Origin of the sequence: Geodermatophilus telluris, assembly GCF_900102745.1 — a bacterium.
Classification (GTDB): Bacteria; Actinomycetota; Actinomycetes; order Mycobacteriales; family Geodermatophilaceae; genus Geodermatophilus; species Geodermatophilus telluris.
Genome location: NZ_FMZF01000002.1, coordinates 812,461 through 834,115 on the forward strand (window position 1 = coordinate 812,461; position 21,655 = coordinate 834,115).

At 76.6% G+C, this 21,655-nt stretch carries 20 protein-coding genes and 1 pseudogene; 12 read left to right on the forward strand and 9 right to left on the reverse strand.

Annotation, left to right across the window (positions count from 1 at the left end; all coding sequences use genetic code 11):
* The first annotated feature begins 51 nt into the window (after positions 1-51).
* Positions 52-858 (forward strand): MerR family transcriptional regulator, encoded by an 807-nt coding sequence (locus BLQ97_RS09185; protein WP_217637110.1) that lies wholly within the window; start codon positions 52-54, stop codon positions 856-858.
* 36 nt (positions 859-894) lie between these two features.
* On the opposite strand, the gene BLQ97_RS09190 is transcribed toward BLQ97_RS09185, so the two are convergent.
* Positions 895-1,188 carry a hypothetical protein gene (locus BLQ97_RS09190; RefSeq protein ID WP_091365313.1) on the reverse strand — a complete coding sequence of 98 codons (294 nt, stop codon included), beginning with the start codon at positions 1,186-1,188 and terminating at the stop codon, positions 895-897.
* 66 nt (positions 1,189-1,254) lie between these two features.
* Between BLQ97_RS09190 and BLQ97_RS09195 the strand changes: the two genes are divergently transcribed.
* Positions 1,255-2,145: a DMT family transporter gene (locus BLQ97_RS09195; protein WP_091365316.1), complete on the forward strand. Its 891-nt coding sequence runs from the start codon at positions 1,255-1,257 to the stop codon at positions 2,143-2,145.
* Between the two features lie 78 nt (positions 2,146-2,223).
* Here the strand turns inward: BLQ97_RS09195 and BLQ97_RS23860 are convergent, their stop codons facing one another.
* Both BLQ97_RS23860 and BLQ97_RS23865 read right to left on the reverse strand, forming a co-directional pair.
* Entirely contained in the window at positions 2,224-2,418 is a 195-nt protein-coding gene (locus BLQ97_RS23860) for a hypothetical protein (protein ID WP_245692052.1), read from the reverse strand.
* A gap of 127 nt (positions 2,419-2,545) precedes the next feature.
* Positions 2,546-3,226, reverse strand: a pseudogene (locus BLQ97_RS23865) (DUF222 domain-containing protein); the annotation flags it as partial.
* A gap of 403 nt (positions 3,227-3,629) precedes the next feature.
* Here BLQ97_RS23865 and BLQ97_RS09205 point away from each other — a divergent pair.
* Positions 3,630-8,261, forward strand: a complete 4,632-nt coding sequence (locus tag BLQ97_RS09205) for a fibronectin type III domain-containing protein (protein ID WP_139173540.1) — start codon at positions 3,630-3,632, stop codon at positions 8,259-8,261.
* Here the strand turns inward: BLQ97_RS09205 and BLQ97_RS09210 are convergent.
* Complete coding sequence (locus tag BLQ97_RS09210; protein ID WP_217637111.1) at positions 8,213-8,938, reverse strand: TIGR04282 family arsenosugar biosynthesis glycosyltransferase; 726 nt, start codon at positions 8,936-8,938, stop codon at positions 8,213-8,215. The two genes, BLQ97_RS09205 and BLQ97_RS09210, sit on opposite strands and share 49 nt — an antisense overlap.
* A 100-nt stretch (positions 8,939-9,038) precedes the next feature.
* Between BLQ97_RS09210 and BLQ97_RS09215 the strand changes: the two genes are divergently transcribed.
* The 5 genes from BLQ97_RS09215 to BLQ97_RS09235 all read left to right on the forward strand — a co-directional run bounded on the left by BLQ97_RS09215 (position 9,039) and on the right by BLQ97_RS09235 (position 13,614).
* Positions 9,039-9,599, forward strand: a complete 561-nt coding sequence (locus BLQ97_RS09215; RefSeq protein ID WP_245692006.1) for a DNA-3-methyladenine glycosylase I — start codon at positions 9,039-9,041, stop codon at positions 9,597-9,599.
* Between the two features lie 116 nt (positions 9,600-9,715).
* Positions 9,716-9,883, forward strand: a complete 168-nt coding sequence (locus tag BLQ97_RS09220; protein WP_091115270.1) for a DUF3117 domain-containing protein — start codon at positions 9,716-9,718, stop codon at positions 9,881-9,883.
* A gap of 89 nt (positions 9,884-9,972) precedes the next feature.
* On the forward strand, positions 9,973-11,499 hold the full coding sequence (locus BLQ97_RS09225; protein ID WP_091365809.1) for a leucyl aminopeptidase family protein: 1,527 nt from the start codon (positions 9,973-9,975) through the stop codon (positions 11,497-11,499).
* Entirely contained in the window at positions 11,499-12,950 is a 1,452-nt protein-coding gene (locus BLQ97_RS09230) for a hypothetical protein (protein WP_091365321.1), read from the forward strand. Before BLQ97_RS09225 ends, BLQ97_RS09230 begins: the two co-directional genes overlap by 1 nt.
* Positions 12,951-12,990: 40 nt before the next feature.
* Entirely contained in the window at positions 12,991-13,614 is a 624-nt protein-coding gene (locus BLQ97_RS09235; RefSeq protein WP_217637112.1) for a DUF4232 domain-containing protein, read from the forward strand.
* A 19-nt stretch (positions 13,615-13,633) separates the two neighbouring features.
* Here BLQ97_RS09235 and BLQ97_RS09240 read toward each other — a convergent pair whose 3' ends face one another.
* The gene (locus BLQ97_RS09240; protein ID WP_091365323.1) at positions 13,634-14,143 is read right to left on the reverse strand and encodes a DinB family protein; all 510 of its coding nucleotides are present in this window, start codon (positions 14,141-14,143) and stop codon (positions 13,634-13,636) included.
* 314 nt (positions 14,144-14,457) lie between these two features.
* Between BLQ97_RS09240 and BLQ97_RS09245 the strand changes: the two genes are divergently transcribed.
* Together BLQ97_RS09245 and BLQ97_RS09250 are read left to right on the forward strand one after the other, a co-directional pair.
* A complete protein-coding gene (locus tag BLQ97_RS09245; protein ID WP_342670501.1) occupies positions 14,458-14,850 on the forward strand; it encodes an HNH endonuclease signature motif containing protein in 393 nt (130 codons plus the stop codon).
* A 48-nt stretch (positions 14,851-14,898) separates the two neighbouring features.
* Positions 14,899-15,837 carry an alpha/beta hydrolase gene (locus BLQ97_RS09250; protein ID WP_091365325.1) on the forward strand — a complete coding sequence of 313 codons (939 nt, stop codon included), beginning with the start codon at positions 14,899-14,901 and terminating at the stop codon, positions 15,835-15,837.
* 16 nt (positions 15,838-15,853) lie between these two features.
* Here the strand turns inward: BLQ97_RS09250 and BLQ97_RS09255 are convergent, their stop codons facing one another.
* Positions 15,854-17,356 (reverse strand): phytoene desaturase family protein, encoded by a 1,503-nt coding sequence (locus BLQ97_RS09255; RefSeq protein WP_091365327.1) that lies wholly within the window; start codon positions 17,354-17,356, stop codon positions 15,854-15,856.
* A gap of 116 nt (positions 17,357-17,472) precedes the next feature.
* Here BLQ97_RS09255 and BLQ97_RS09260 point away from each other — a divergent pair, with 116 nt between their 5' ends.
* Positions 17,473-17,856 carry a hypothetical protein gene (locus tag BLQ97_RS09260; protein ID WP_091365329.1) on the forward strand — a complete coding sequence of 128 codons (384 nt, stop codon included), beginning with the start codon at positions 17,473-17,475 and terminating at the stop codon, positions 17,854-17,856.
* A 94-nt stretch (positions 17,857-17,950) separates the two neighbouring features.
* A complete protein-coding gene (locus BLQ97_RS09265) occupies positions 17,951-18,625 on the forward strand; it encodes a DUF6766 family protein (RefSeq protein ID WP_091365332.1) in 675 nt (224 codons plus the stop codon).
* Positions 18,626-18,634: 9 nt separating this feature from the next.
* On the opposite strand, the gene BLQ97_RS09270 is transcribed toward BLQ97_RS09265, so the two are convergent.
* From BLQ97_RS09270 to BLQ97_RS09280, 3 genes are all read right to left on the reverse strand, one after another.
* Positions 18,635-19,750 (reverse strand): spore photoproduct lyase family protein, encoded by a 1,116-nt coding sequence (locus BLQ97_RS09270; RefSeq protein WP_217637113.1) that lies wholly within the window; start codon positions 19,748-19,750, stop codon positions 18,635-18,637.
* Between the two features lie 69 nt (positions 19,751-19,819).
* Positions 19,820-20,554 (reverse strand): GAF domain-containing protein, encoded by a 735-nt coding sequence (locus BLQ97_RS09275; RefSeq protein ID WP_175471652.1) that lies wholly within the window; start codon positions 20,552-20,554, stop codon positions 19,820-19,822.
* A gap of 40 nt (positions 20,555-20,594) precedes the next feature.
* Positions 20,595-21,653: a hypothetical protein gene (locus BLQ97_RS09280; RefSeq protein WP_091365336.1), complete on the reverse strand. Its 1,059-nt coding sequence runs from the start codon at positions 21,651-21,653 to the stop codon at positions 20,595-20,597.
* Positions 21,654-21,655: the final 2 nt, after the last annotated feature.

The window sequence follows — 21,655 nt, forward strand, 5'->3', positions numbered from 1 at the left end:
AAGACCCGTCGGCTCGACCCCGCCCCTGGGGCGGGCCGCAGACTGCCCGTCGTGGGCGGACACCTCCTGGCCGGCGAGTTCGCGCGGCGCACCCGGCTCTCGGCCAAGGCGCTGCGGCTCTACGCCGAGCAGGGTCTGCTCGTGCCCGCGCGGGTCGACGCGGTCACCGGCTACCGCTGGTACGCGGCCGCGCAGGTGGGGCGGGCCCGGCTCATCGCGCTGCTGCGGCGGGCAGGCATGCCGCTGGCACGGGTGCGCGACGTCGTCGACCTGCCGGCGGCACAGCGGCGGGCGGCGGTGGCGCGGTGGTGGGCGGGCGTGGAGGACGACGTCCGGGACCGCCGGACGCTGGTGGCGCTGCTGACGAGGGGCGACGAGGAGGACGCGGACGTGCACGAGGTGGAGCTGCGGGACGTGCCGGAGCAGAAGCTGCTGACCCGGGAGGCGCGGCTGACCGTGGAGGAGCTGGACGGGTTCATCCGGGACGCGGCCGCGGAGATCGACGGGCACCTGGCCCGGTCGGGAGCCACGCCGGCCGGGCGCCTGCGCGTCGTCTACCACGGCACGGTCACCGAGGACGGGGACGGCCCGGTCGAGGTCGCGCGGCCGTTCAGCGGGTCGGTCGAGCCCGCCGGGGAGCTGCGGATCCGGCTGCAGCGGGCCGGGCGCGAGGCGGTCACCTGCCTGTCGCGGCGGCAGGCGGAGTTCCCCGGGATCCTCGGCGCCTACGACGCGGTCGGGGCGTGGGTCGACGCGCAGGGGCTGACCCGGGCCGGCAGCCCGGCCGAGGTCTACCTCACCGACCGGGACGACGACCCCGACGCCCCGCACGTCGAGGTCACCTGGCCCGTGGGCTGAGACTCACGCCCGGTCGGCCGCCGGCCCAGGCGTCGCTCACCGCGCCACCTCGGGCAGCGTCAGGAGCTCGCGCGGCCGGCGCTCCCACCGGTCGAGGGGCAGGTCGGCGACCCCGGCGAACAGCCGCGCGCTGCCGGCCTGCAGCGCCTCGGGTGAGGACCACACCGAGATGGCGACGACGCGGCCGCCCTCGGCGTCGTGGAAGGCGCCGATCTCCTCCAGGCCCTCGAGGCCGACGGCGGCCTCGTTGAGCCGCCGCATCGCGCCGAGCAGGGCGTCGAGGTGCTGGGGGTGCGGGTGGTGGACGGCGTGGAACAGGACGCGCGGCACCGGTCCAGGGTGCCCGACGGGCGGGCGTCAGGATGGCCGGGTGAGCGAGCGGGACGGAGGCGGCCGGTGAGCCGTCGCGGGTGGGCGCTGTTCCTGGCGATGTCGGTGATCTGGGGGGTGCCCTACCTGCTGATCAAGGTCGCCGTCGAGGAGACCTCCCCGGTGGTGGTCGTCTTCGTCCGCTGCACCGTCGGCGCGGTGCTGCTGCTGCCGCTGACGCTCGCTCGGGGGCAGCTGCGACCGGCGCTGCGGCACTGGCGGCCGCTGCTGCTGTTCACGGTGCTGGAGATGACCGGGCCGTGGCTGCTGCTGTCCTACGCCGAGGACACCCTGTCGAGCTCGCTCACCGGGCTGCTGGTGGCCTCGGTGCCCTTCGTCGCCGCCCTGGCCGCGCGGCTGGTGGGGGAGGAGGAGCGGCTGACTCCGGTGCGGCTGCTCGGCATGGGGCTGGGCGTCGTCGGGATCGTGGCGCTGCTCGGCTTCGACGTCGAGGGGATCGCGCTGCTGCCGGTGCTGGCGGTGCTGCTGGTCGTGATCGGCTACGGCACCGCGCCGCTGGTGGCCAGCCGGCGGCTCGCCGACGTCCCCGGGGTGGCGGTGAGCGCGCTGGCGCTGGTGGCCACCGCGGTGGTCTACGCGCCGTTCGCGCTGCCGCGGATCGGCCAGGTGACCGCCGCGTCGGCACCGGCGATCGGGTCGCTGGCGGCGCTGGGCGTCGTGTGCACCGCGCTGGCGCTGGTGCTGTTCTTCGCGCTGATCCGCGAGGTCGGCCCGCAGCGGGCGCTGGTGATCACCTTCGTCAACCCGGCCGTCGCCGTCGTCGCCGGGGTCCTGCTGCTCGACGAGCCGTTCACCCTGGGCCTGGCCGTCGGCCTGCCGCTGGTGCTGGCCGGCTGCGTGCTCGCCACCCGGCGCAACGCGCCCGCCCCCGCGGCGGTCGAGACGGCCGTGCCGTAGCGGGACGCCCGTGCCGTGACGCGCCACGGACGGCGAGGACACCCTCCAGCGGACCGTCCGCGGAGGTGGGCGGGCCGATCAGACCGCTGGAGCAAGCGCTGCGGGAGCCAGCGGTGTCGGGGCGATGATCTCGGTGCCGTCGGGGCGCCAGGTGCGCCACCGGCCATCCGGTCGTCGCTCGACGCGGAAGCCGTGGTGCACCTTGGTGTGGTGCCGCTCGCAGAGCAGGGCGCTGTTGGCGAGGTTGGTCTCGCTGCCGTCGAGCCAGTGCACCAGAGAAAGGACCCCTCCGCCCCCCACCACTCGCAAGCTCGCGGTGGGCCCCTGCGGAGGGGCCACACCGGTTGGCCAGGCGCTGTTCGCGGCCCAGGTCCAGCGGTGCGCCGTCGGGGCCGAAGACCACGCGGGAGACGGTGCTGTCGCAGGCCAGCCAGCGGGCCCGGGCGGCGGAGATCACCGCGCCGAACCCCATCCGGGCGGCCTCGGGGCCGGTGGCGGTGCCGGCGAGGTCGTCGAGGTCGATGACCACGGCCACGTGCGGCTTCACCGTCCGCAGCGTGGGCAGACCGCCGGCGGCCAGCGTGGTGTCGCACAGCTGCACCAGCGCATCCCCCAGCCGCTGCGCGCGGCTGCGCTCGTCGCCTGAGGGCCGGTCGGCCTGCACGTAGGACTCCAGGGCCGCCTGCAGCTTCTCTCCACCCACGGCGTCGAGCTCTCCGCGGAAGGACAGCGACCCGTCGGCGTGCTTGGCCAGGCTCAACCGCCGCCCCTCGGTCGGATCGGGCTCCGGGCCGTCGGGGTCGAGCCGGGCCAGGTAGTGGCGGACGGCAGCGACGAAGTCGGCGTGAGGCTGTTCGACGGCCAGGCCGGTGAGCACCGCGTCGACCTCGCCCAGCGCCACGCCCTGCTCGGCGGCCGCGGCCAGGCGTTCCGGCGTCAGCGCGGTGGCCGCCACCGCGACCTGCTCGGCCGACACCAGCCCGGCCTCGTGCGCCTCGGCCAGCGCCGGCAGGTGCGCCAGCACCCGCCCGTTGCCCACGACCCGGGCGGCCGCGACAGCCGGCAGTGCCCGCCCAGCCACGACCGCATCGACCTCAGCCCGTCGCGCTCGGGAGCCTGGGACAGCTCCGCGTCCCGGACCCGGCGGGCCAGCGCGGCGTCGATCCGGTTGCGCTCAGCGACCAGCGCGGCGACGTCCTCCAGGACGTCACCGGTCGACCAGTCACCCGAACACATGTACGAATGGTACTCCACCGAGCCTGGATGATCAAGGTGAAAGACCAGCTCAAGGCCGGTATCCGCGAGTGGCGGCACCACACCGGCGCACCGGTCGCGGACAGTGGACGGGACCGGACTCAACTCCGACCGAGTGCTGCCGAGAGTCGGTCCGGCACCGCTCACCGGTGGTGCCGGACCGGGAGGCAGCAGTGACCCCCATCGACGTCGACTCCGGCCGTGCGCGCAGATCGCGCTCCAGACGTGCCGTGGCCCTCGCCGCCGTCGTCCTGCTGTGTGGCGTCCTGCCCGCGGGAGGTCCTGCACCCCGAGCGGGGGACTCGGCGCTGCAGCCGGCGAGCTTCGCCGACCCGGCACCGCCCACCAACGTGGTCACCGCCTCCGCCGACCGCGCACTGCGGATCTCCTGGACGGCGTCGACCGAGGCCAACGTCTCCAGTTACGACGTGTCCGTCCACGACACCGTCACGAACAGCGACACGGTCACCAACGTCGCCGGCACCGCGACCAGCACGACCGTGAGTGGCCTGCTGAACGGGCGCAGCTACGTCGTCACCCTCCGGACGCGCACGGCTCTCCTCTTCTCGACTGGCGTGGGCAGCACGACCAGCACACCGGTGACCGGCGTCCCCCGGGACTCGGTCCCGCCGGCCGCGCCCAGTGGGGTGGTCGCGACCGCCGGTGAGCGGCAGGTGCGGGTCACCTGGACGCCGAACAACACCGACACGGATGCCGACGGCTACCGCGTGCTGCGCGACGGCGTCCCCGCGACCGACCTGCTCCCGGGAGGGGCCACGGCCTCGTGGACCGACACCGGGCTGGTCCCCGACCGGACCTACGGCTACACGGTCCAGACGCACGACACCTCGGGGAACTGGTCGGCGAGCTCTGTCCCCGTCGCCTCCGCCCGGCCGTTCGACCACACGCCGCCCGCGACCCCGACCGGCCTGACGGCGGCGGCCGGGGACGGTCGGGTGGTGCTGTCCTGGACGGCGAACAGCGAGCCCGACCTCGCGGCCTACGTCGTGCTGCGCAACGGCGCCGAGCTGGCCCGGGTGACCGGGACGTCCTGGACCGACACCGGGGTCGTCAACGACACGACCTACGCCTACCAGCTGGCCGCGGCCGATGCGTACGGCAACGTCTCGCCCGTCAGCGCTCCCGCGGTGTCCGCCCGGCCCACCGACCTGACCGCCCCGGCCACCCCGGCCGGTCTGAGGGCGGTGGCCGGGGATGGTCGGGTGGTGCTGTCCTGGACGGCGAACAGCGAGCCCGACCTCGCGGCCTACGTCGTGCTGCGCAACGGCGTCGAGGTCGCCCGGGTGACCGGGACGTCCTGGACCGACACCGGGGTCGTCAACGACACGACCTACCCCTACCGGCTGGCCGCCGTGGACGGGCACGGCAACACGTCGGCCGCCTCCGACCCCGCCGTGACCGCGCGGCCAACCGACCAGACGGCGCCGGCGACGCCCAGGGGCCTGACGGCGGTGGCCGGAGACGGTCGGGTGGTGCTGTCCTGGACGGCGAACAGCGAGCCCGACCTCGACCGCTACGTCGTCTACCGCGACGGCGCGGAGGTCGTGCGCCTGACCGGTACCAGCTGGGTGGACACCGGGGTCACCAACGACACCACCTACGCCTACCGCCTGGCCGCGGTGGACACCCACGCGAACGTCTCGCCCACCAGCGACCCCGCGGTGACCGCCCGGCCCACCGACCAGACCGCTCCGGCGACGCCCACCGGCTTCGTCGCGACCGCCGGCGACGGGTCCGTGCAGCTCCGCTGGGCGCCGAACACGGAGACCGACGTCGACCGCTACGTCGTCCACCGCGACGGCGTCGAGGTGGCCCGGGTGGCCGGGACGTCGTGGACCGACACGGGGGTCGTCAACGACACCGGTTACGCCTACCGGATCCAGGCGGTGGACGGGCACGGCAACGCCTCGCCGCTGAGCGACCCGGCGGTCACGGCCCGCCCGACCGACCTGACCGCCCCGGCCACCCCGACCGGGCTGACGGCGGTCGCCCGCGACGGCTCGGTGGAGCTGCGCTGGGACCCGGGCACGGCACCCGACGTCGACCGGTACGTCCTCCACCGCGACGGTGCCGAGGTCGCCCGCGTGACGGGGACGTCCTGGACCGACACGGGGGTCGTCAACGGCACGACCTACGCCTACCGGGTCCAGGCGGTGGACGGCCACGGCAACGCCTCGGCCCTCAGCGACCCCGCGGTGACCGCCCGGCCCACCGACCAGACGCCGCCCGCGACGCCGACCGGCCTGGTGGCGGTCGCCCGCGACGGCTCGGTGGAGCTGCGCTGGACCGCCAACACCGAGCCCGACCTCGACCGCTACGTCGTCTACCGCGACGGCGCGGAGGTCGTGCGCCTGACCGGTACCAGCTGGGTGGACACCGGGGTCCCCAACGACACCACCTACGCCTACCGCCTGGCCGCGGTGGACACCCACGCGAACGTCTCGCCCACCAGCGACCCCGCGGTGACCGCCCGGCCCACCGACCAGACCGCCCCGAGCACGCCCACCGGCCTGGTCGCCACCGCCCGGGACGGGTCCGTCGAGCTCCGCTGGGGCGCGAACCCGGAACCCGACGTCGACCACTACACCGTGTACCGCGACGGGGTCGAGGTGGCGCGGCAGCCCGGCACCAGCCGGGTCGACACGGGCCTGGTCAACGACACCACCTACGCCTACCGGCTCCAGGCGGTGGACGGGCACGGCAACGCCTCCGCCCTCAGCGACCCCGCCGTCACGGCGCGGCCGACCGACCAGACGGCACCGGCGGTACCGACCGGCCTGGTCGCCACCGCCCGGGACGGGTCCGTCGAGCTCCGGTGGGACCCGAGCCCGGAACCCGACGTCGACCACTACGTCGTGTACCGCGACGGGGTCGAGGTCGCGCGCCCGGCCGTCGCCGACTGGGTCGACACCGTGGTGGTGAACGACGCGACCTACGCCTACCGGGTCCAGGCGGTGGACGGCCACGGGAACGCCTCGGCCGCCAGCGACCTGCCGGTGACCGCCCGGCCGACCGACCTGACGCCGCCCGCGACGCCGACCGGCCTGGTCGCCACCGCCGGCGACGGGTCGGTCGAGCTCCGCTGGGACGCCGCCGCCGAACCCGACGTCGACCGGTACGTCGTCCACCGCGACGGCGTCGAGGTGGCCCGGGTGGCGGCGACCGGCTGGACCGACACCGGCCTGGTCAACGGGACCACCTACGCCTACCGCGTCCAGGCCGTCGACGGGCACGGCAACGCCTCGCCCCCCAGCGACCCGCCGGTGACCGCCCGGCCCACCGACCGGACGGCACCCGCCGCCCCGACCGGCGTCGCGGCCACCGCGGGGGACGGGCGCGCGGTGCTCCGGTGGGTGGCCGGTCCCGAGCCCGACGTCGCCACCCACCGGGTGCTGGGCGAGGACGGCGGCACGCTGGCCACCGCCGCCGCGCCGGCCACCCAGGTCACGGTGCCGGGGCTGGTCAACGGCACCGAGCGGCGCCTCCGGGTGGTCGCCGTGGACGCCTCGGGCAACGTGGGCCTCCCGTCGGCCGAGGTCGCCGTCACCCCGCAGGCGGCGCGCGTCCCGGCGGAGGGCTCGGGGCACAGCGGCGGCGTCGCGGCGAGCGCGGACGGGCGCTTCGTCGTCGTCGGCACGTCGGCGCGGTGGGAGGCGGCCGACACCAACACCGCCTACGAGCTGTACCTGCTCGACCGGGGCGCCGGGACCGCCCGCCGCATCGCACCGCTGCCGGCCACGGCCACCGGCAGCGGCGACCCGACCAACGCGGCGGCCCCGGCCGTCAGCGACGACGGCCGCTACGTCGCGCTCGCCACGACCGCGGCGCTGCGGCCCGAGGACACCAACCGGCTCGCCGACGTCTACCGGCTCGACACCCGGTCGGGCACCTGGGCGCTGGTCAGCGTGCCGGCCGGCGGGACCGTGCACCCCTCGGTCGCCGGCACCGCGCTGCAGACCGGCGCCGCCGTGTACGCGACCAGCCCGACCGTCGTCCTGTCCGGCGACGGCGACCTGGTGCTCTTCTACTCCGCCCGCCCCGACCTGGTGCCCGGTGACACCAACGGCGTCGTCGACGTCTTCGCCAAGTCGGTCTCGACCGGCGCGGTGACCCGGGTGTCGACGTCGGCCACCGGAGGCGACCTCCCGCGCGCGGCCACCGGCCCGGCGCTCGCGGTCACCCCGGACGGGCGGTTCGCACTGTTCCCGGCGGCGTCGTCCTCCGGCCCCGTGGTGCTCTACCGCAAGACGCTGTCGGGCCCGGGCGCCGGGCAGGCCCTGGTGGTCTCCGCGGTGCCCGCCGGCGGCCGGTCGGTGGAGTACGGCGTGTACCGCGACGCGGGCGACGTGGCGCTCAGCGACGACGGCCGCTTCGTCGCGCTGGTCACCGCCGCGAAGGTGACGACGCCGACGCCGACCGCCGCGTGGGCGACCGGGCTGGCCTACCGCGTGGACACCGTCACCGGCGCGGTGGCCGCGCTGGGCAACGGCCAGACGTCCGTGTGGGAGCACCAGGTCGAGCTCGACCCCACCGGCCGGCACGCGTTCTTCGCCACCACCGCCGCGGAGGTCGCCGGCGACGGCAACGGCCACACCGACCACCTCCGCCGCGACCTCGGCAGCGGGTCGCTCACCCTGGTCACCGCCGACGCCGCGGGCCGCGCCACCGCTGGTCCCACCGGCTCGGTGACCTCCGCCGAGTACGGCCGGCTGCTGGCCACCGACGGCGACCGGGTGCTGGTGACGACGTCGCAGGCGCTGACGCCGGGCGACACCAACCGGCTGCGCGACCTCTACGCCAAGGACCTCGCCGACGGCTCGGTGACGGTGCCCCGGGGCTGACCGGCACCCGGGTCGGCGGGCACCGCGCCGGCCACCGCGGTGACCACCCGCGCGGTGCGCGTGCCGGGCTCGCAGGCGGCGGCCACCGCCAGCGCGTCGGAGAACGAGGCGACGTCGGTGAGCTCGGGCAGGTCGAGCACGGTCAGCCCGGCGTCCTCGAGCGCCTGCCGCGTCCGCTCGGCGGTGTCGGCGCGGGCCGTCGGCACGTCGGGCAGGACCCCGGCCTCGAGGGCCGCGTGCAGGCCGAGCGCCCACCAGCGGCCGTCGGGGGCGGCGCCGAGCACCGCCGTCTGCCGGCTGGTCGTGACCAGCCGGTCCAGGCAGGCGGCCAGCAGCGCCGGCGTCACCTGCGGGGTGCCGGTGCCGATGAGCAGCGTCGGCAGCGCGGCGCCGTCCATCGCGTCGGCGAACGCGGCGGCCAGCCGGGTGCCCGTGTCGCCGTCGGTCTGCGGGAGGACCGTGCAGCCGGACAGGTCCAGGTCACCGGGGTCGCCGTCCAGGGCCACCACCCGGCGGGCCACCGGGGTGGCGCGCACCGCGTCGAGGGTGTCGGCGACCGCCGCCCCGGCGATGGCGGCCACCTGGTCCGGGGTGCACGGCGGGTCCAGCGCCATCGTGGTGCGTGCCGGCGCCTCGGCGAGGACCAGCAGCTGGGCGGTGAGGACGGCGTCGGGCACCCGCGGACCGTAGCCGTCACGGGCGGCGCGTCGCCCGGAGCGGGGCACGGGTCCACCCGTCCGGATGGCGCTGTCGGCACCCGTCGCTACCGTCCGCCACGTGGAGCGGATCCGGTGCGCGTGGGGCGACAGCGCCCCGGAGTACGTCGTCTACCACGACGAGGAGTGGGGCACCGAGCTGCACGGCGACGACGCCCTCTTCGAGCGGCTCTGCCTCGAGGCGTTCCAGTCGGGCCTGTCGTGGCTGACGATCCTGCGCAAGCGGCCCGCCTTCCGCGCGGCGTTCGCCGGCTTCTCGATCGACGCGGTGGCCGCCTTCACCGCCGAGGACGAGGCGCGGCTCCTGGCCGACGCCGGCATCGTGCGCAACCGCGCCAAGATCGCCGCCGCCGTCCGCAACGCCCGCGCCGCGCAGCAGGTCCCGGAGGGGCTCGACGCGCTGCTGTGGTCCTTCGCGCCGTCCGCGCCGCGCCCCCGCCCGGCCACGCTGGCCGACGTGCCGGCCACCAGCCCGGAGTCCACGGCGATGGCCCGCGAGCTCAAGCGGCGCGGCTTCGCCTTCGTCGGCCCGACCACGGCGTACGCCCTCATGCAGGCCACCGGCATGGTCGACGACCACGTCGCCACCTGCTTCCGGGTGACCGGGGGAGCCACCCCGTAGGGGCCCAGGTTGGAGTCCCGGCGGGGATACGGGATCATGTCTGCAGAGTCCAGCACCGATCAACAGCCACACCGCTGCCGCTCAGGGGCGTCGGGTGGTCGGCGAAGGAGGCACGCATGGCGGCCATGAAGCCGCGCACGGGTGAAGGTCCCCTCGAGGTCACCAAGGAGGGGCGCGGCCTGGTCATGCGGGTGCCGCTCGAGGGCGGCGGCCGACTGGTCGTCGAGCTGTCGCCGGACGAGGCGCAGGCCCTCTCGGAGGCACTGAAGGGCGCGACCAGCTGAACGCCTCCGCGCACCTGCCCCCGGGCAGCCCCGCGCAGGACGACGCGGCCCCGGCCGCCGGCGGCATGCCGGCGACCGGGGCCGCACCCTTGCCGCGCATCGAGCTGCTGACCGCCCTCCCGCGCCTCGGGGAGGACGACGTCCTGGCCGTGCCGGTCGGCACCGGCGGCACGCTGCCGCCCTGGCTGGAGCGGCCCGCCTTCGGCACGCTCCCGCCGGTGCCCGCGCGTCTGCTGGCCGGCGCGCTCCGCGACACCGGCAACACCGGCAGGCCCGGCGCGGTCACCAACCTCCCCGTCCCCGGCCGCCACCCGCGCAGCGTGGTCGCCGTCGGCGTGGGCGACGGGACGCTGCCGCACCTGCGCTCCTGCGTCGCCACCGCCGTCCGCCGCGCGCAGACCCTCGCCGAGTTCGGCGCCACCCGGCTCGTGCTGCCGGTCGACGGCGCCGCCGCGCCCGCCGGCGCCGACGAGGTCCGCGCCGCCGTCGAGGCGGCGCTCCTGGCCGGCTACCGCTTCCGCGACACGTCACAGCCGCACCCGCCGCGGCTGGTCACCGTCACCGTCGTCGCCACCGACGGCGCGGACCCCGCGGTGGTCGCCGCCGCCCGCGCCGGCGAGGTCACCGGCCGGGCCGTCGCCTGGGCGCGCGACCTGGTCAACACCCCGAGCAGCACCAAGGACCCCGCCTGGCTGGCGCAGCAGGCGGTCGAGCGGCTCTCGGGGCTGCCGCACGTGACGGTCACCGTGCTCGGCCCCGAGGAGCTGCGCGCCGGCGGGTTCGGCGGGGTCCTGGCGGTCGGCGGCGGGTCGGCGTCCCCGCCACGGGTCGTCGTCGCCGCCTACGCCCCGCCCGGTGCCGGCCCGGCCCGCCCGGTGCTGGTGGGCAAGGGGATCACGTTCGACACCGGCGGCATCTCGATCAAGCCCACCGCCGGCATGCGGGAGATGAAGACCGACATGGCCGGGGGAGCGGCGGTGCTCGCCGCGCTCGACGCCGCCGCCCGCCTGGAGCTGCCGGTGGCGGTGACCGCCGTCGTCCCGGCCGCGGAGAACGCGGTGTCGGGGTCGTCCTACCGGCCCGGCGACGTCGTCCGGCACGTCGGCGGGCGCACCACCGAGGTGCAGAACACCGACGCCGAGGGCCGCATGGTGCTCGCCGACGGCCTGGCCTGGGGCCGCCTGGAGCTCGGCGCCACCGTGCTCGTCGACGTCGCCACGCTCACCGGCGCGATGAAGGTCGCCCTCGGCACCCGGACCGCGGGCCTGCACGCGACCACCGACGGGCTGGCCGACGCGCTGTCGACCGCGGCGCTGCACGCCGGTGAGCGGGTGTGGCGGATGCCGCTGGCCGAGGAGTACGCCGACCTGCTCGGCAGCGACGTCGCCGACGCGAACAACGCCCCCGGCAACCCCGGCGGCACCACCGCGGCGCTGTTCCTGCGCCCCTTCGCCGGCGACCTGCCGTGGGCCCACCTCGACGTCGCCGGCCCCGCGCGCGCCGCCTCCGACGACGCCGAGGTGGTCAAGGGCGGCAGCGGCTTCGGCGCGCGCACGCTGCTGCGCTGGCTCGAGGCCGGCGCGCCGCTGGACCCGCCGCCCACGGTGAGCGACTGATGGACGACGACAGCGGCGTCGTCTTCCCCGCCGGCCCCGACGACCGCCGCAGCACCGCGGCGGTGGGCCGGGCCGTGGTCGCCGACGCGCTGCGCCCGGTCGACCCGGTCGGGGCCCGCGCCGCCGAGCAGGAGACCAACTGGCGGGCGGGCTACCTCGTGCACTTCCGCCGGCTGGTCGAGGCCGGCCTGGTCTCCGCCGACGCGGCGCTGCGGATCGCCGGCGCGGGGCTCGACGCCGTGCACGCCCGGCTGCGGGTGGCCGGCGAGGACGGCGAGCAGCCGCTGCCCGCCCTGCTCACCGCGCCCGCCGCCCGGGTGCCGGCCACCCGCGAGGTGACCGGCACCGGTGAGCCCGAGCGCGAGCTCAGCCTGCCCTTCCACGGCTCCCGGCTGCGCGGGGCCGAGCTGCACCGGCGGCTGGACACCTGGGCCGAGCACGGCGTGCTGGAGCCGTCGGCCGCCGAGGCGGTGCGCACCGTCGCCGCGCACCCGGAGTGGCTGGCGCTGCCCGGCCGCACCGTCGCCGTGCTGGGCGCCGGCGCGGAGATGGGCCCGCTGACCGCGCTGCTGCGCTGGGGCGCCACGGTGGCCGGCGTCGACCTGCCCCGGCCCGACCTGTGGCGCCGGGTGCTCGACACCGCCCGCCGGGGCGCCGGCACGCTGCTCGTCCCGGCCGCCGGCGACCTCCCCGAGGGGGCCGGCGCCGACCTCGTCCGCGAGGTGCCCGCGGTCGCCGACTGGCTCGCCGGCCTGCCCGGCGAGCTCGTCCTCGGCGACTACGTCTACGCCGACGGCGCCCTCAACGTGCGCGTCTCGGCCGCCGTCGACGCGCTCACCCTGCGGCTGCAGGCGGCCCGGCCGGAGACGGCGCTGGCCTTCCTGGCCACGCCCACCGACGTCTTCGCCGTCCCGGGGGACGCGGTCGCGCAGTCGGTGCGCAACTACGCCGACCGCTCGCGCTTCGGCAAGCTGGTCGGCCGCCCGCTGCGCACCCTCTCGGCGGGCCGGCTGCTGCAGCGGGCCTACGTGCCCGGCGCCGACCCCGGCATCAGCGACGACCTCGTCGCCCAGCAGGGACCGAACTACGCGCTGGCCAAGCGGCTGCAGCGGTGGCGGGCGGCGGTCGCCCGCCAGGCCGGGACGACGGTGTCGATGAACGTCGCGCCGCCCACCCGCACCCGGTCGGTGGTCAAGAACCGCGCGCTGGCCGCGGCCTACGCCGGGGCGCACCGCTTCGGCGTGGAGGTGTTCGAGCCGTCGACGTCGAACGTGCTCATGGCCGCGCTGCTGGTGCACGACCTGCACACCGGCGGCGGGCCGCGGCACGACCACCCGTGGCAGGACGAGGCGCACGCCGCCGTGCACGGCGGGCTGTGGCGGGCGGCCTACGCGCCGCGCAGCGCGCTGGGGCTCGCCGCGGTCCTGGGTCTGGGCGCGGCGCGCGGCTGAGGTGCGCGGGCCGGGGCGGCCGGCGCGGCAGGATGGCCGGGTGCCGCCGACGTCCCGCCTCCGCCGGCTGCCACCGGTGCTCGTCGGGCTGGCCGTGCTGGCGGTCGCCCTGGTGGCGCTGGTCGCCGTGCGCGCGCCGGCCGGTGCCGAGGCGACGGGGCTCGCCGTGCCGCCGACCCCGGTGCCGCCCACCTTCCCGACCGCCACCGGGCCGGCGCCCGGACCGACGCCGACGCCGGTGGCCCCGGTCTGCTCGCCGCAGGGGCTGTCGGTGACCGCGGGCGAGGTGGACGCCGCCCTCGGGCACCGCGCCGTCGTCCTCACCGTCACCAACTGCGGCAGCCACCCGCGCGAGGTGACCGGCTACGCGGACGTCGCCGTGCTCGACGCCACGGGCGCGCCGATGCCGTTCACCGTCGTGCACGACTCCACCTACACGGTCCGCGACCCCGGCCCGTCGCCGCTGGTGCTGCAGCCCGGCGAGGCCGCCGTCACCGGGGTCTCCTGGTCGGCCACCGTCACCTCCGGCGGCCTCACCGAGGGCCAGGCCCTGCGGGTCGTGCCCGTCGCCGGCGACGTGGCCCAGGTGCTGCCGGTGTGGGTCGACGCCGGCACCACCGGGGAGATCGCCGTCGCCGCGTGGGCCACCGAGCTGGCGCAGTAGGGCTCACTCGCAGAGGGGCTCACTCGCCGACGGCGCCGTCGATCGACTCGCGGACGAGGTCGGCGTGCCCGTTGTGCCGCGCGGTCTCCTCCAGCAGGTGCAGCAGCGCCCAGCGCAGGCTGAAGCGGTTGCCGGTGCGCAGCGGCACGGCCGACAGCGCGTCGAGGTCGCCGGCCTCCGCGACGACCTCGCGCGAGCGCCGGCAGGCCTCCTCGTAGCGGCTGCGCAGCACCTCCGGCTCCAGCGTGGCGCCGGTCTCCAGCTCCCAGTCGGGGGTGGCGTCCCAGTCGACGGCGTCCCACGGCCCGGGGATGGGCCGGCCGGCGAAGCGCTCCACCATCCACGTCTCCTCGACCAGCGCCAGGTGGTAGAGCAGCCCGCCCAGCGTCAGGGTCGACGGCGGGTGCCGGTGCGCGAGCTGCTCCTGGCTGAGTCCCTCGGTCTTCAGCAGCAGGGTCTCGCGGTGGAAGTCGAGGTAGGCGGTCAGCTGGACGAGTTCGGAGGCGGACTCCGGCGGGTCGGTACGCACCGGCCGACCCTGGCACGCCTCCCACGGTCGCGGGACGTTCTCGCACCTGCCACGCAACCCGCCCTTGCGCCGCAGGTCGCGGGCGCTCGCCCGTCCGCCTCAGCTCGTCGCTCCTCGCGCCGCTGACCTGCGGGAACCGTCGTACCCGGGTCGTCGGTCCGGTTCGTGGGGGGCTGCGCACGCCCGAGGGTGGGTCGGCGACGCTGGCGCTCACCGAGGACGACGGCACCCTGCGGGCGACGACGCTGGACCAACTGCGCCGGCTGGCCTGCCGCGGCTGCCCGGCGCACCCGGCCGACGGGTGCGGGTGTCCGGTGCTCGACCGCCCCGCCGCGGTCGACACCTACGAGCACTCCGCCGCCCAGGACGTCTTCGTGCACACCCGCGACCGCACCTGCCGCTTCCCCGGCTGCGGCCAGCGCGTCGGCTGGGCGGACGCCGACCACGTCATCCCGCACGCGCACGGCGGGCCCACCGACTGCGCCAACCTGTGCTGCCTGTGCCGCAGCCACCACCGGCTCCAGACCTCCGCCCCCGACTGGCGGTTCGAGATGAGCGCCGACGGAGTGCTCACCGTGACCACCCCGTCCGGCACCACCCGGACCACCCGACCACCGGGCGTACGACCACCACCGCCACCCGAGAGCCTGCCGTCGCTGGACGGTGGACCACCCTCGGACCGAGCGGAGGACGCGCCGCCGTACTGACGGACGACCGGACCGTCGACGGCGCTGCCGCTCGGACGAGGAGGGGACGTGGACGTGGGCCTGGACCGACTGGTGCGAGCGGACCTCCGCCGGCTCGTCCCCGAGTGCCGGGAGTTCTACGCCGCGCGCGGTGAGCGGCGCGGCCCCTCGTCCCTCGACGAACTGCGCGGAGCCCGTGCGGCGCAGCCCCCGGCACCGCCCGCCGACGAGGTCGTCGAGCACGTCGACGGTGCAGCCCGGCGGCGGGTCCCCGTGCGGGTCCACGTGCCGAGGGGCTCGGAGGTGCGGGGCGTCTACCTCGACATCCCCGGTGGTGGCTTCGTCCTCGGGGCGACGGCAGCCGGGGACGCCCGCAACGCGGCCCTCGCCGAGTCGCTCGGGGTGGTCGTGGTCAGCGTCGAGCACCGGCTCGCGCCGGAGCACCCCTGGTCGGCTGCGCCCGACGACTGCGAGGCCGCGGCGCTCTGGCTCCTCGACCGGGCCGGGGACCGGTTCGGCAGCACCGCGCTGGTGATCGGCGGCAGCTCGGCCGGCGCCACCCTCGCCACGACCACCCTGCTGCGCCTCCGGGACAGGGGGCACGTGGATCGTCTCGCCGGCGCCGCCCTGCAGTTCGGGGCCTACGACCTCAGCGGCCGCACCCCGGCGGGACGGCTCATCGCCGACGAGTACTTCCTCGCGGCCTACGCGGGACACGTGGCCGACCGCACGGTGCCCGACGTGTCGCCCGTCTTCGGTGACCTGCGGGGACTGCCGCCGACCCAGCTCGTCGTCGGCACGGCGGACGTCCTGCTCGAGGACAACCTGGTCATGGCGGCCCGGCTGTGCGCAGCCGGGGTGCAGGTCGACCTGCAGGTCTACCCGGAGGCGCCCCACGGGTTCACCGGACACCCGACCCCCATGGCGAGGGCCGCGCTGGCCGACCGGGACTCCTGGCTCGTCGAGTGCCTCACCGCACGGGCAGGGGGCGGGTCCCGGCGCTCCTGATCGGGGACCGCGGTCCTCAGGCCGGGCCGACGAGGCCCGCGACGATCTCGGCCGACAGGACGACCAGCGGCAGCCCGCCGCCGGGGTGCGACGAGCCGCCGACCAGGTACAGCCCGCGCACCGGCGCGGCGTTGCCCGGCCGCAGGAAGGCCGCGCGGGCGCCGTTGCTCGAGGTGCCGTAGATCGAGCCCCCGACGCTGCCGGTCTCCCGCGCGAGGTCGGCCGGCGTGCGGGTGACGCACCAGCGCACGCGGTCGCGGACGTCGAGCCCGCGTTCGGCCATCACCTCCAGCACCCGGGTGGCGTAGCGGTCGGCCAGGCCGGGGGTGTCCCAGTCGACGCCGCCGTCGGGGTCCTGCCGCGGCGCGTTGACCAGCACGAACCACGACTCGCTGTCGTCGTCGGGCCGGGTCACCGCGTCGTCGGGGGCACTCACGTAGACCGTCGGGTCGGGCACCGGGCGCGGTACGCCGCGGTGCCGGCCGGTGCCGAAGACGGCGTCGAACTCGGCGTCGTAGTCCTCCGGGAACAGGACGGTGTGGTGCGCCAGCCCCGGCGTCCGCCCGCGCAGCGCCAGCAGCAGCACGAAGCCCGACAGCGACGGCGTCGCCCGGGTCAGTCCCCGCCGCACCGCCCGCGTCCGCCGCGACGGCGGCAGCAGCCCGGCGTACAGCGCGGTGGCGTCGGCGCCGGAGACGACGACGTCGGCGGTCATCTCCCCGCCGTCGGCGAGCTCGACCGCCGACACCCGCCCGCCGTCGCGCAGCACCCGCCGCACCGGGGTGCCGGTGCGGATCTCCGCGCCCCGCTCGCGCGCCCGCTCGGCCACCGCCTCCGCCAGCCGGTGCAGCCCGCCGCGCACGTACCAGGAGCCGAACGCCTGCTCGACGTAGGGCACGGTGGCCAGCACCGCCGGCGCCCGCCGGGGGTCGGACCCGGAGTAGGTGGCGTACCGGTCGAGCAGCACCCGCAGCCGCGGGTCCCGCAGGTAGCGGGCACCCAGGCCGCGCAGCGTCTGCCAGGGCGCCACCGTGCCGACGTCGACGGGGTCGCGGGCCAGCCGCGCGAGGGTGGCCGCCCCGCGCAGCGGCGAGCGCAGGAAGGGCTGCTCGGTGATCGCCCACATCGCCTCGGCGCGGTCGAGCAGCGCCCGCCACTGCGCGCCGGCCCCCTCGCCCAGCGCGGCGTCGAGCGCCGCGGGCACCGCGTCGAGGTGCCCGGGCACGGCCAGCCGGGTGCCGTCGCCGAACCGGTAGCCGACGGCGGGGTCGAGGCGCTCGAGGTCGACGGCGTCCTCCAGCGGGCCGCCGGTCGCGTCGAACAGGTCGCGGTGCACCTGGGGGAGGGTGACCAGGCTCGGGCCGGTGTCGAACGCGTGGCCGTCGCGGGTGTACCAGCCGAGTTTGCCGCCGACGGCGTCGGACTGCTCCAGCACGGTGACCCGGTGCCCGAGTGCCGACAGCCGCGCGGCCGCCGCGAGGCCGCCGAGTCCTGCGCCGACCACCACGACCCGCGCCACGCCCCCCACGGTAGTGCCCAGGTCAGGGCCACGACCGGGTGACGGCCGACTGGCGGGACCCCTGCGTCCGGCTCACGATCACCCCACGAGCGGCGCCGCGGGCGGGAGGAGGCGGCATGCGCGTCGGAACGGCAGCGGCCGTCCTCGCGGCCGCCGTCCTGCTGCTCACCGGGTGCTCCGACGTCCACCTGCCCGCGGTCGAGGAGGTGGCCGGGGACTTCGCCGCCGGTGACCCGGCCGTGCGCTGTCAGCTCCTCACCCGGGCCGCCGTCGAGAGCCTCGAGCACGAGGAGCCGGCCGGCTGCGCCACGGCGCTGCAGGACCTGCAGCTGGGGACCGGCGGGGTCGAGTCCGCCCAGGTGTGGGGCACCGAGGCCCAGGTGCGGCTCACCGACGACACGCTCTTCCTCACCGCGACGACCGACGGCTGGCGGGTCGCCGCGGCCGGCTGCGCGCACTCGGACGAGGACCGCTACGACTGCCTGGTGGAGGGCTCGTGAACTCCGTCCGCGCCGTCTTCCTGGCCTACCTGCTGACCGTGCTCGGCGGTGTCGCCTACTGCGTCGTGCTGGCGTTGCTGGGGCGGTGAGACCGGTGCTCCGCCGCGTCGCGGACAACGGGCTGAGCCTGGCCTTCGGGGCGCTGTTCCTCGTCACGCTGGTCGGGCAGGCGGTGGCCGGGGCGGCGGAGGAGAGCGAGCAGCGTCTCGACCAGGGGCTGGACCCGGTCCCGCTCCTCGACTACGTGACCTCGTCGTCGTTCGCCGTCGACGTCATGGAGAACTGGCAGTCGGAGTACCTGCAGTTCTTCCTCTACGTCCTCGCGACCGTGTGGCTGGTGCAGCGCGGCTCGGCGGAGTCCGAGGAGCCGGACCAGACGGGCACGGAGTCCGACGAGGACCAGCGGATGGGTGCCTCCGCCCGGGGCGACTCGCCGCCGTGGGTGCGTGCCGGTGGCTGGCGGGCAGCGCTGTTCTCCCGGTCCCTGGGGCTGCTGATGGGCGGACTGTTCCTGCTCACCTGGGTCGCGACGTCGGTGGCCGGGTGGACGGCGTACAACAGCGAGCAGCTGCAGTCGCACGCCGACCCGGTCAGCTGGGCCGGCTACCTGGCCCGCGCCGACTTCTGGAGCCGCAGCTTCCAGAACTGGCAGTCGGAGATGCTCGCCGTCGGCTCCATGGCGGTGTTCGCCGTCTACCTGCGCCAACGGGGGTCGCCGGAGTCCAAGCCGGTCGGCGCGCCACACGGGGACACCGGCGAGACCGGGTGAGGTCCTCTCTCAGAACGCGTAGCGGATGCGCAGCCAGGGGGCGTGGGCGGCGACGAGCGCCCGCAGCCGATCGACGCCGGCCCGCTTGACGTCGTTGCGGTAGCGCACGTTCCACTGGCCGTTCTGGCTGCGCTTGGGCTGCTGCAGGTCCGGCCGCCACAGCAGGTCCTCGGCCTTCGGGTGCCAGCCGAGGTTGACCTGGTGCAGGTCCCGGTTGTGGGTCAGCAGGATCACCTCGGCGGCCGCCTGGGCCTTGGCGGCGGGGGAGAGGGTGTCGTCGAGCTGCCGCAGCAGCTGCGCCCAGTCGGCCTCCCACCCCTCGCGCAGCACCACCGGCGAGAGGTTGAGGTGCACCTCGTAGCCGGCCTCGACGAAGTCGTCGACGGCGTCGATGCGCTCGGCGACCCGGCTGGTGCGCACGTCGACGACGCGGGAGTCGGCGTCGGGCATGAGCGAGAACCGGATGCGGGTGCGGCCCTGCGGGTCGAGGTCGAGCAGTTGCCGGTTGACGTACTTGGTCGCGAACGACGCCTTGGCCGTGGGCAGCCCGCGGAAGGTGGCGACGAGGTCGGCGACGTTGTCGCTGACCAGCGCGTCGACCGAGCAGTCGCTGTTCTCGCCGATGTCGTAGACCCAGCTGACGGGGTCGACCTGGTCGGGCTCGGCCTTGACGCCCTGCCGGGCGACGTGCCGGCGCAGGTACCCGGTGATCTGCTCGATGTTGGTGAACACCGTGATCGGGTTGGCGTAGCCCTTCTGCCGCGGTACATAACAATATGCGCAGGCCATCGCGCACCCGTTCGCCGTCGAGGGCGCGATCCAGTCGGCCGACCGGCCGTTCGCCCGGGCGGTCAGCGACTTCTTGACGCCGAGCACCAGCGTCTCGGTCTTCACCCGCACCCAGCGGTCGACGTTGCCCTCGTTGCCGTGCAGCTCCGGGATCTTCCAGTGCGAGGACACCTCGACCACCTCGGCGCCGGGGAAGCGGGCGAGCACCTCGCGGCCGCGGGCGGAGTCCAGGGCGGCCGGCTCGGCGTAGACGGTGCGGACGTCGAGCAGGCGGGTGGGGGAGGGGACCGGGGCGGGCGCAGTCGGGACGGCGGACGGCGGGGGTGCGGCTGCCACGCTGGGCACAGCGCTGCCCGGGACGCCCCGATTCCCGCCCCGACCTGCGGGAACGGTCACAGGGGGAGCTCAGGCGGAGCGCGGCGGGACGACGTCCTCGATCTGCAGCCGGCCGCTCTCGAGGTCCTCGGCGAGCTCCTCCACCGAGCGCCCCGCGGCGTAGGCGGCGCTGCGCAGCAGGGTCAGCGCGGTGCCCGCGTCGGTGTCCAGCGCCAGCCCCGCCCGGCCGGCCGCCCGCAGCACCGACGCGCGGCGCACCGCCTCCGGGCCGTGCAGCCAGTCGGGCCCGCGCTCGGCCGGCCAGTCCGACCAGACGGCGGCCTCGGTGAGCGCGGCGGTGACCAGCTCGCCCACCGCGACGGCGGCGAAGACGTCGAGCGCGGGGACCGCCGTCTCGTCGGTGAAGTAGAGGTCCAGCGCGCCGGCGCCGGCGAGGTCCTCGCGCAGCGGCAGGGCCACCGCCGCCCGGAACGGCGTCTCGGCGGTGAGCAGCTCGGCGAAGGGCGGCCACCGGCGGTGCAGGTCGGCGTGGACGGCGAACACCGGCTGCCGGGTCCGCTGCGCCTCCAGGCACGGCCCGGTGCCTGTGGTGAACTGCAGCCGCTCGGCGCACGCGGCGTCCGGGCTGCTCGACCCCAGCGGGATCCGCCGTCCGGCGACGTCGACCACGGACAACCCGGCCCCGTCGACACCGAGGGTGGCGGCGCTGGCGCGGGCGAGCCGCTGGGGCAGCAGCTCCGCGCCGGCCGGGCCGCCCGCGGTCACGTCGTCGAGTGCCGCGGCGAACCGGGTCGCGATGGTCATGCCCCATGCTCCCCCGCGCTCGCGGAACAGGGGCGGCCGGTCAGGTGCTCCGGTCGGGGCGGTGCGTGTAGGCCGCCCCGCGGACCGCCTCGTCGGACTCCAGCCCCGCGCCCAGCGCGCCGCCGACGGTGGCCAGCGAGCTGGTCAGCCAGGCCAGCTCCAGGTAGTCGCCGAGGGCCGCGGGGTGCCCGAGACCCTCGGTGAACAGCGCGTCGGGGACGAGCAGCAGCGCCCCGCCGAGCGCCAGGGTGAACAGCGCCGCGTAGAGCGTGAGCACGCCGATGACCACGGTGGCGACCGTGGCGAGGTTGAACAGCGCCACCTGCTTGCGCACGCGGCGCGAGCGGGTGCGCTCCCACAGCTGGGCGCCGACGACGAGCGTGACGCAGATGGCCACCACCGAGCCCAGGCCCACGACCGACAGCCGCAGCAGGCCGAAGCGGTCGGCCAGCCGCCAGATGTCGGCGGTGACCAGCGCGAACACCCCGGCGGCGATGGCCGCCGTCAGCGCGCGGGAGAGCTGGATGGTCAGCCGCCACGGCCGGTTGGCCCGCACCATGCCGACCAGCAGCCGCAGGTTGCCGGTGAGCACCCGGGCGGTGAACCGGACGCCCTCGGCCGACTCCGCGGGGTCGGTGGCGAGCTCCCGCACCCGCCGGCGCAGTGCCTCCGGGTCGCCGTCGCCGGTCTCGTCCTCGCCGAGCAGGGCGTGCACGAGGCCCAGCGACGTCTGCAGCGCCCGCCGCCGGCGGCCGACCGCGCCGACCGCGGGCAGCGAGAGCACCGCCACGCCGTGCACCGGGCTGGCGTGCGCCACCACGGTGCGGCGGTCGACGGTCAGCGGCAGGTCGGTGACGACGAGGGCCAGGTCCCACTCCTCGGCGAGGAGACGGTCGCGGGCCGCGGCGACGATCTCGGCGTCGTCGGCCGGCGGCTGCACCAGGCCGTCCTCGACCACGCGCACGTCCCAGACGACGTCGGGGTACCGCTCCCGCAGCGCGCCGGTCACGTCGGTGGCGAGGTCGGCGGCCACCTCGGCGGCGGCCCCCGGTGCGGCGACCAGCCCGAGGACGACGTCGGGCGGTGCGGCGGAGGCCACGG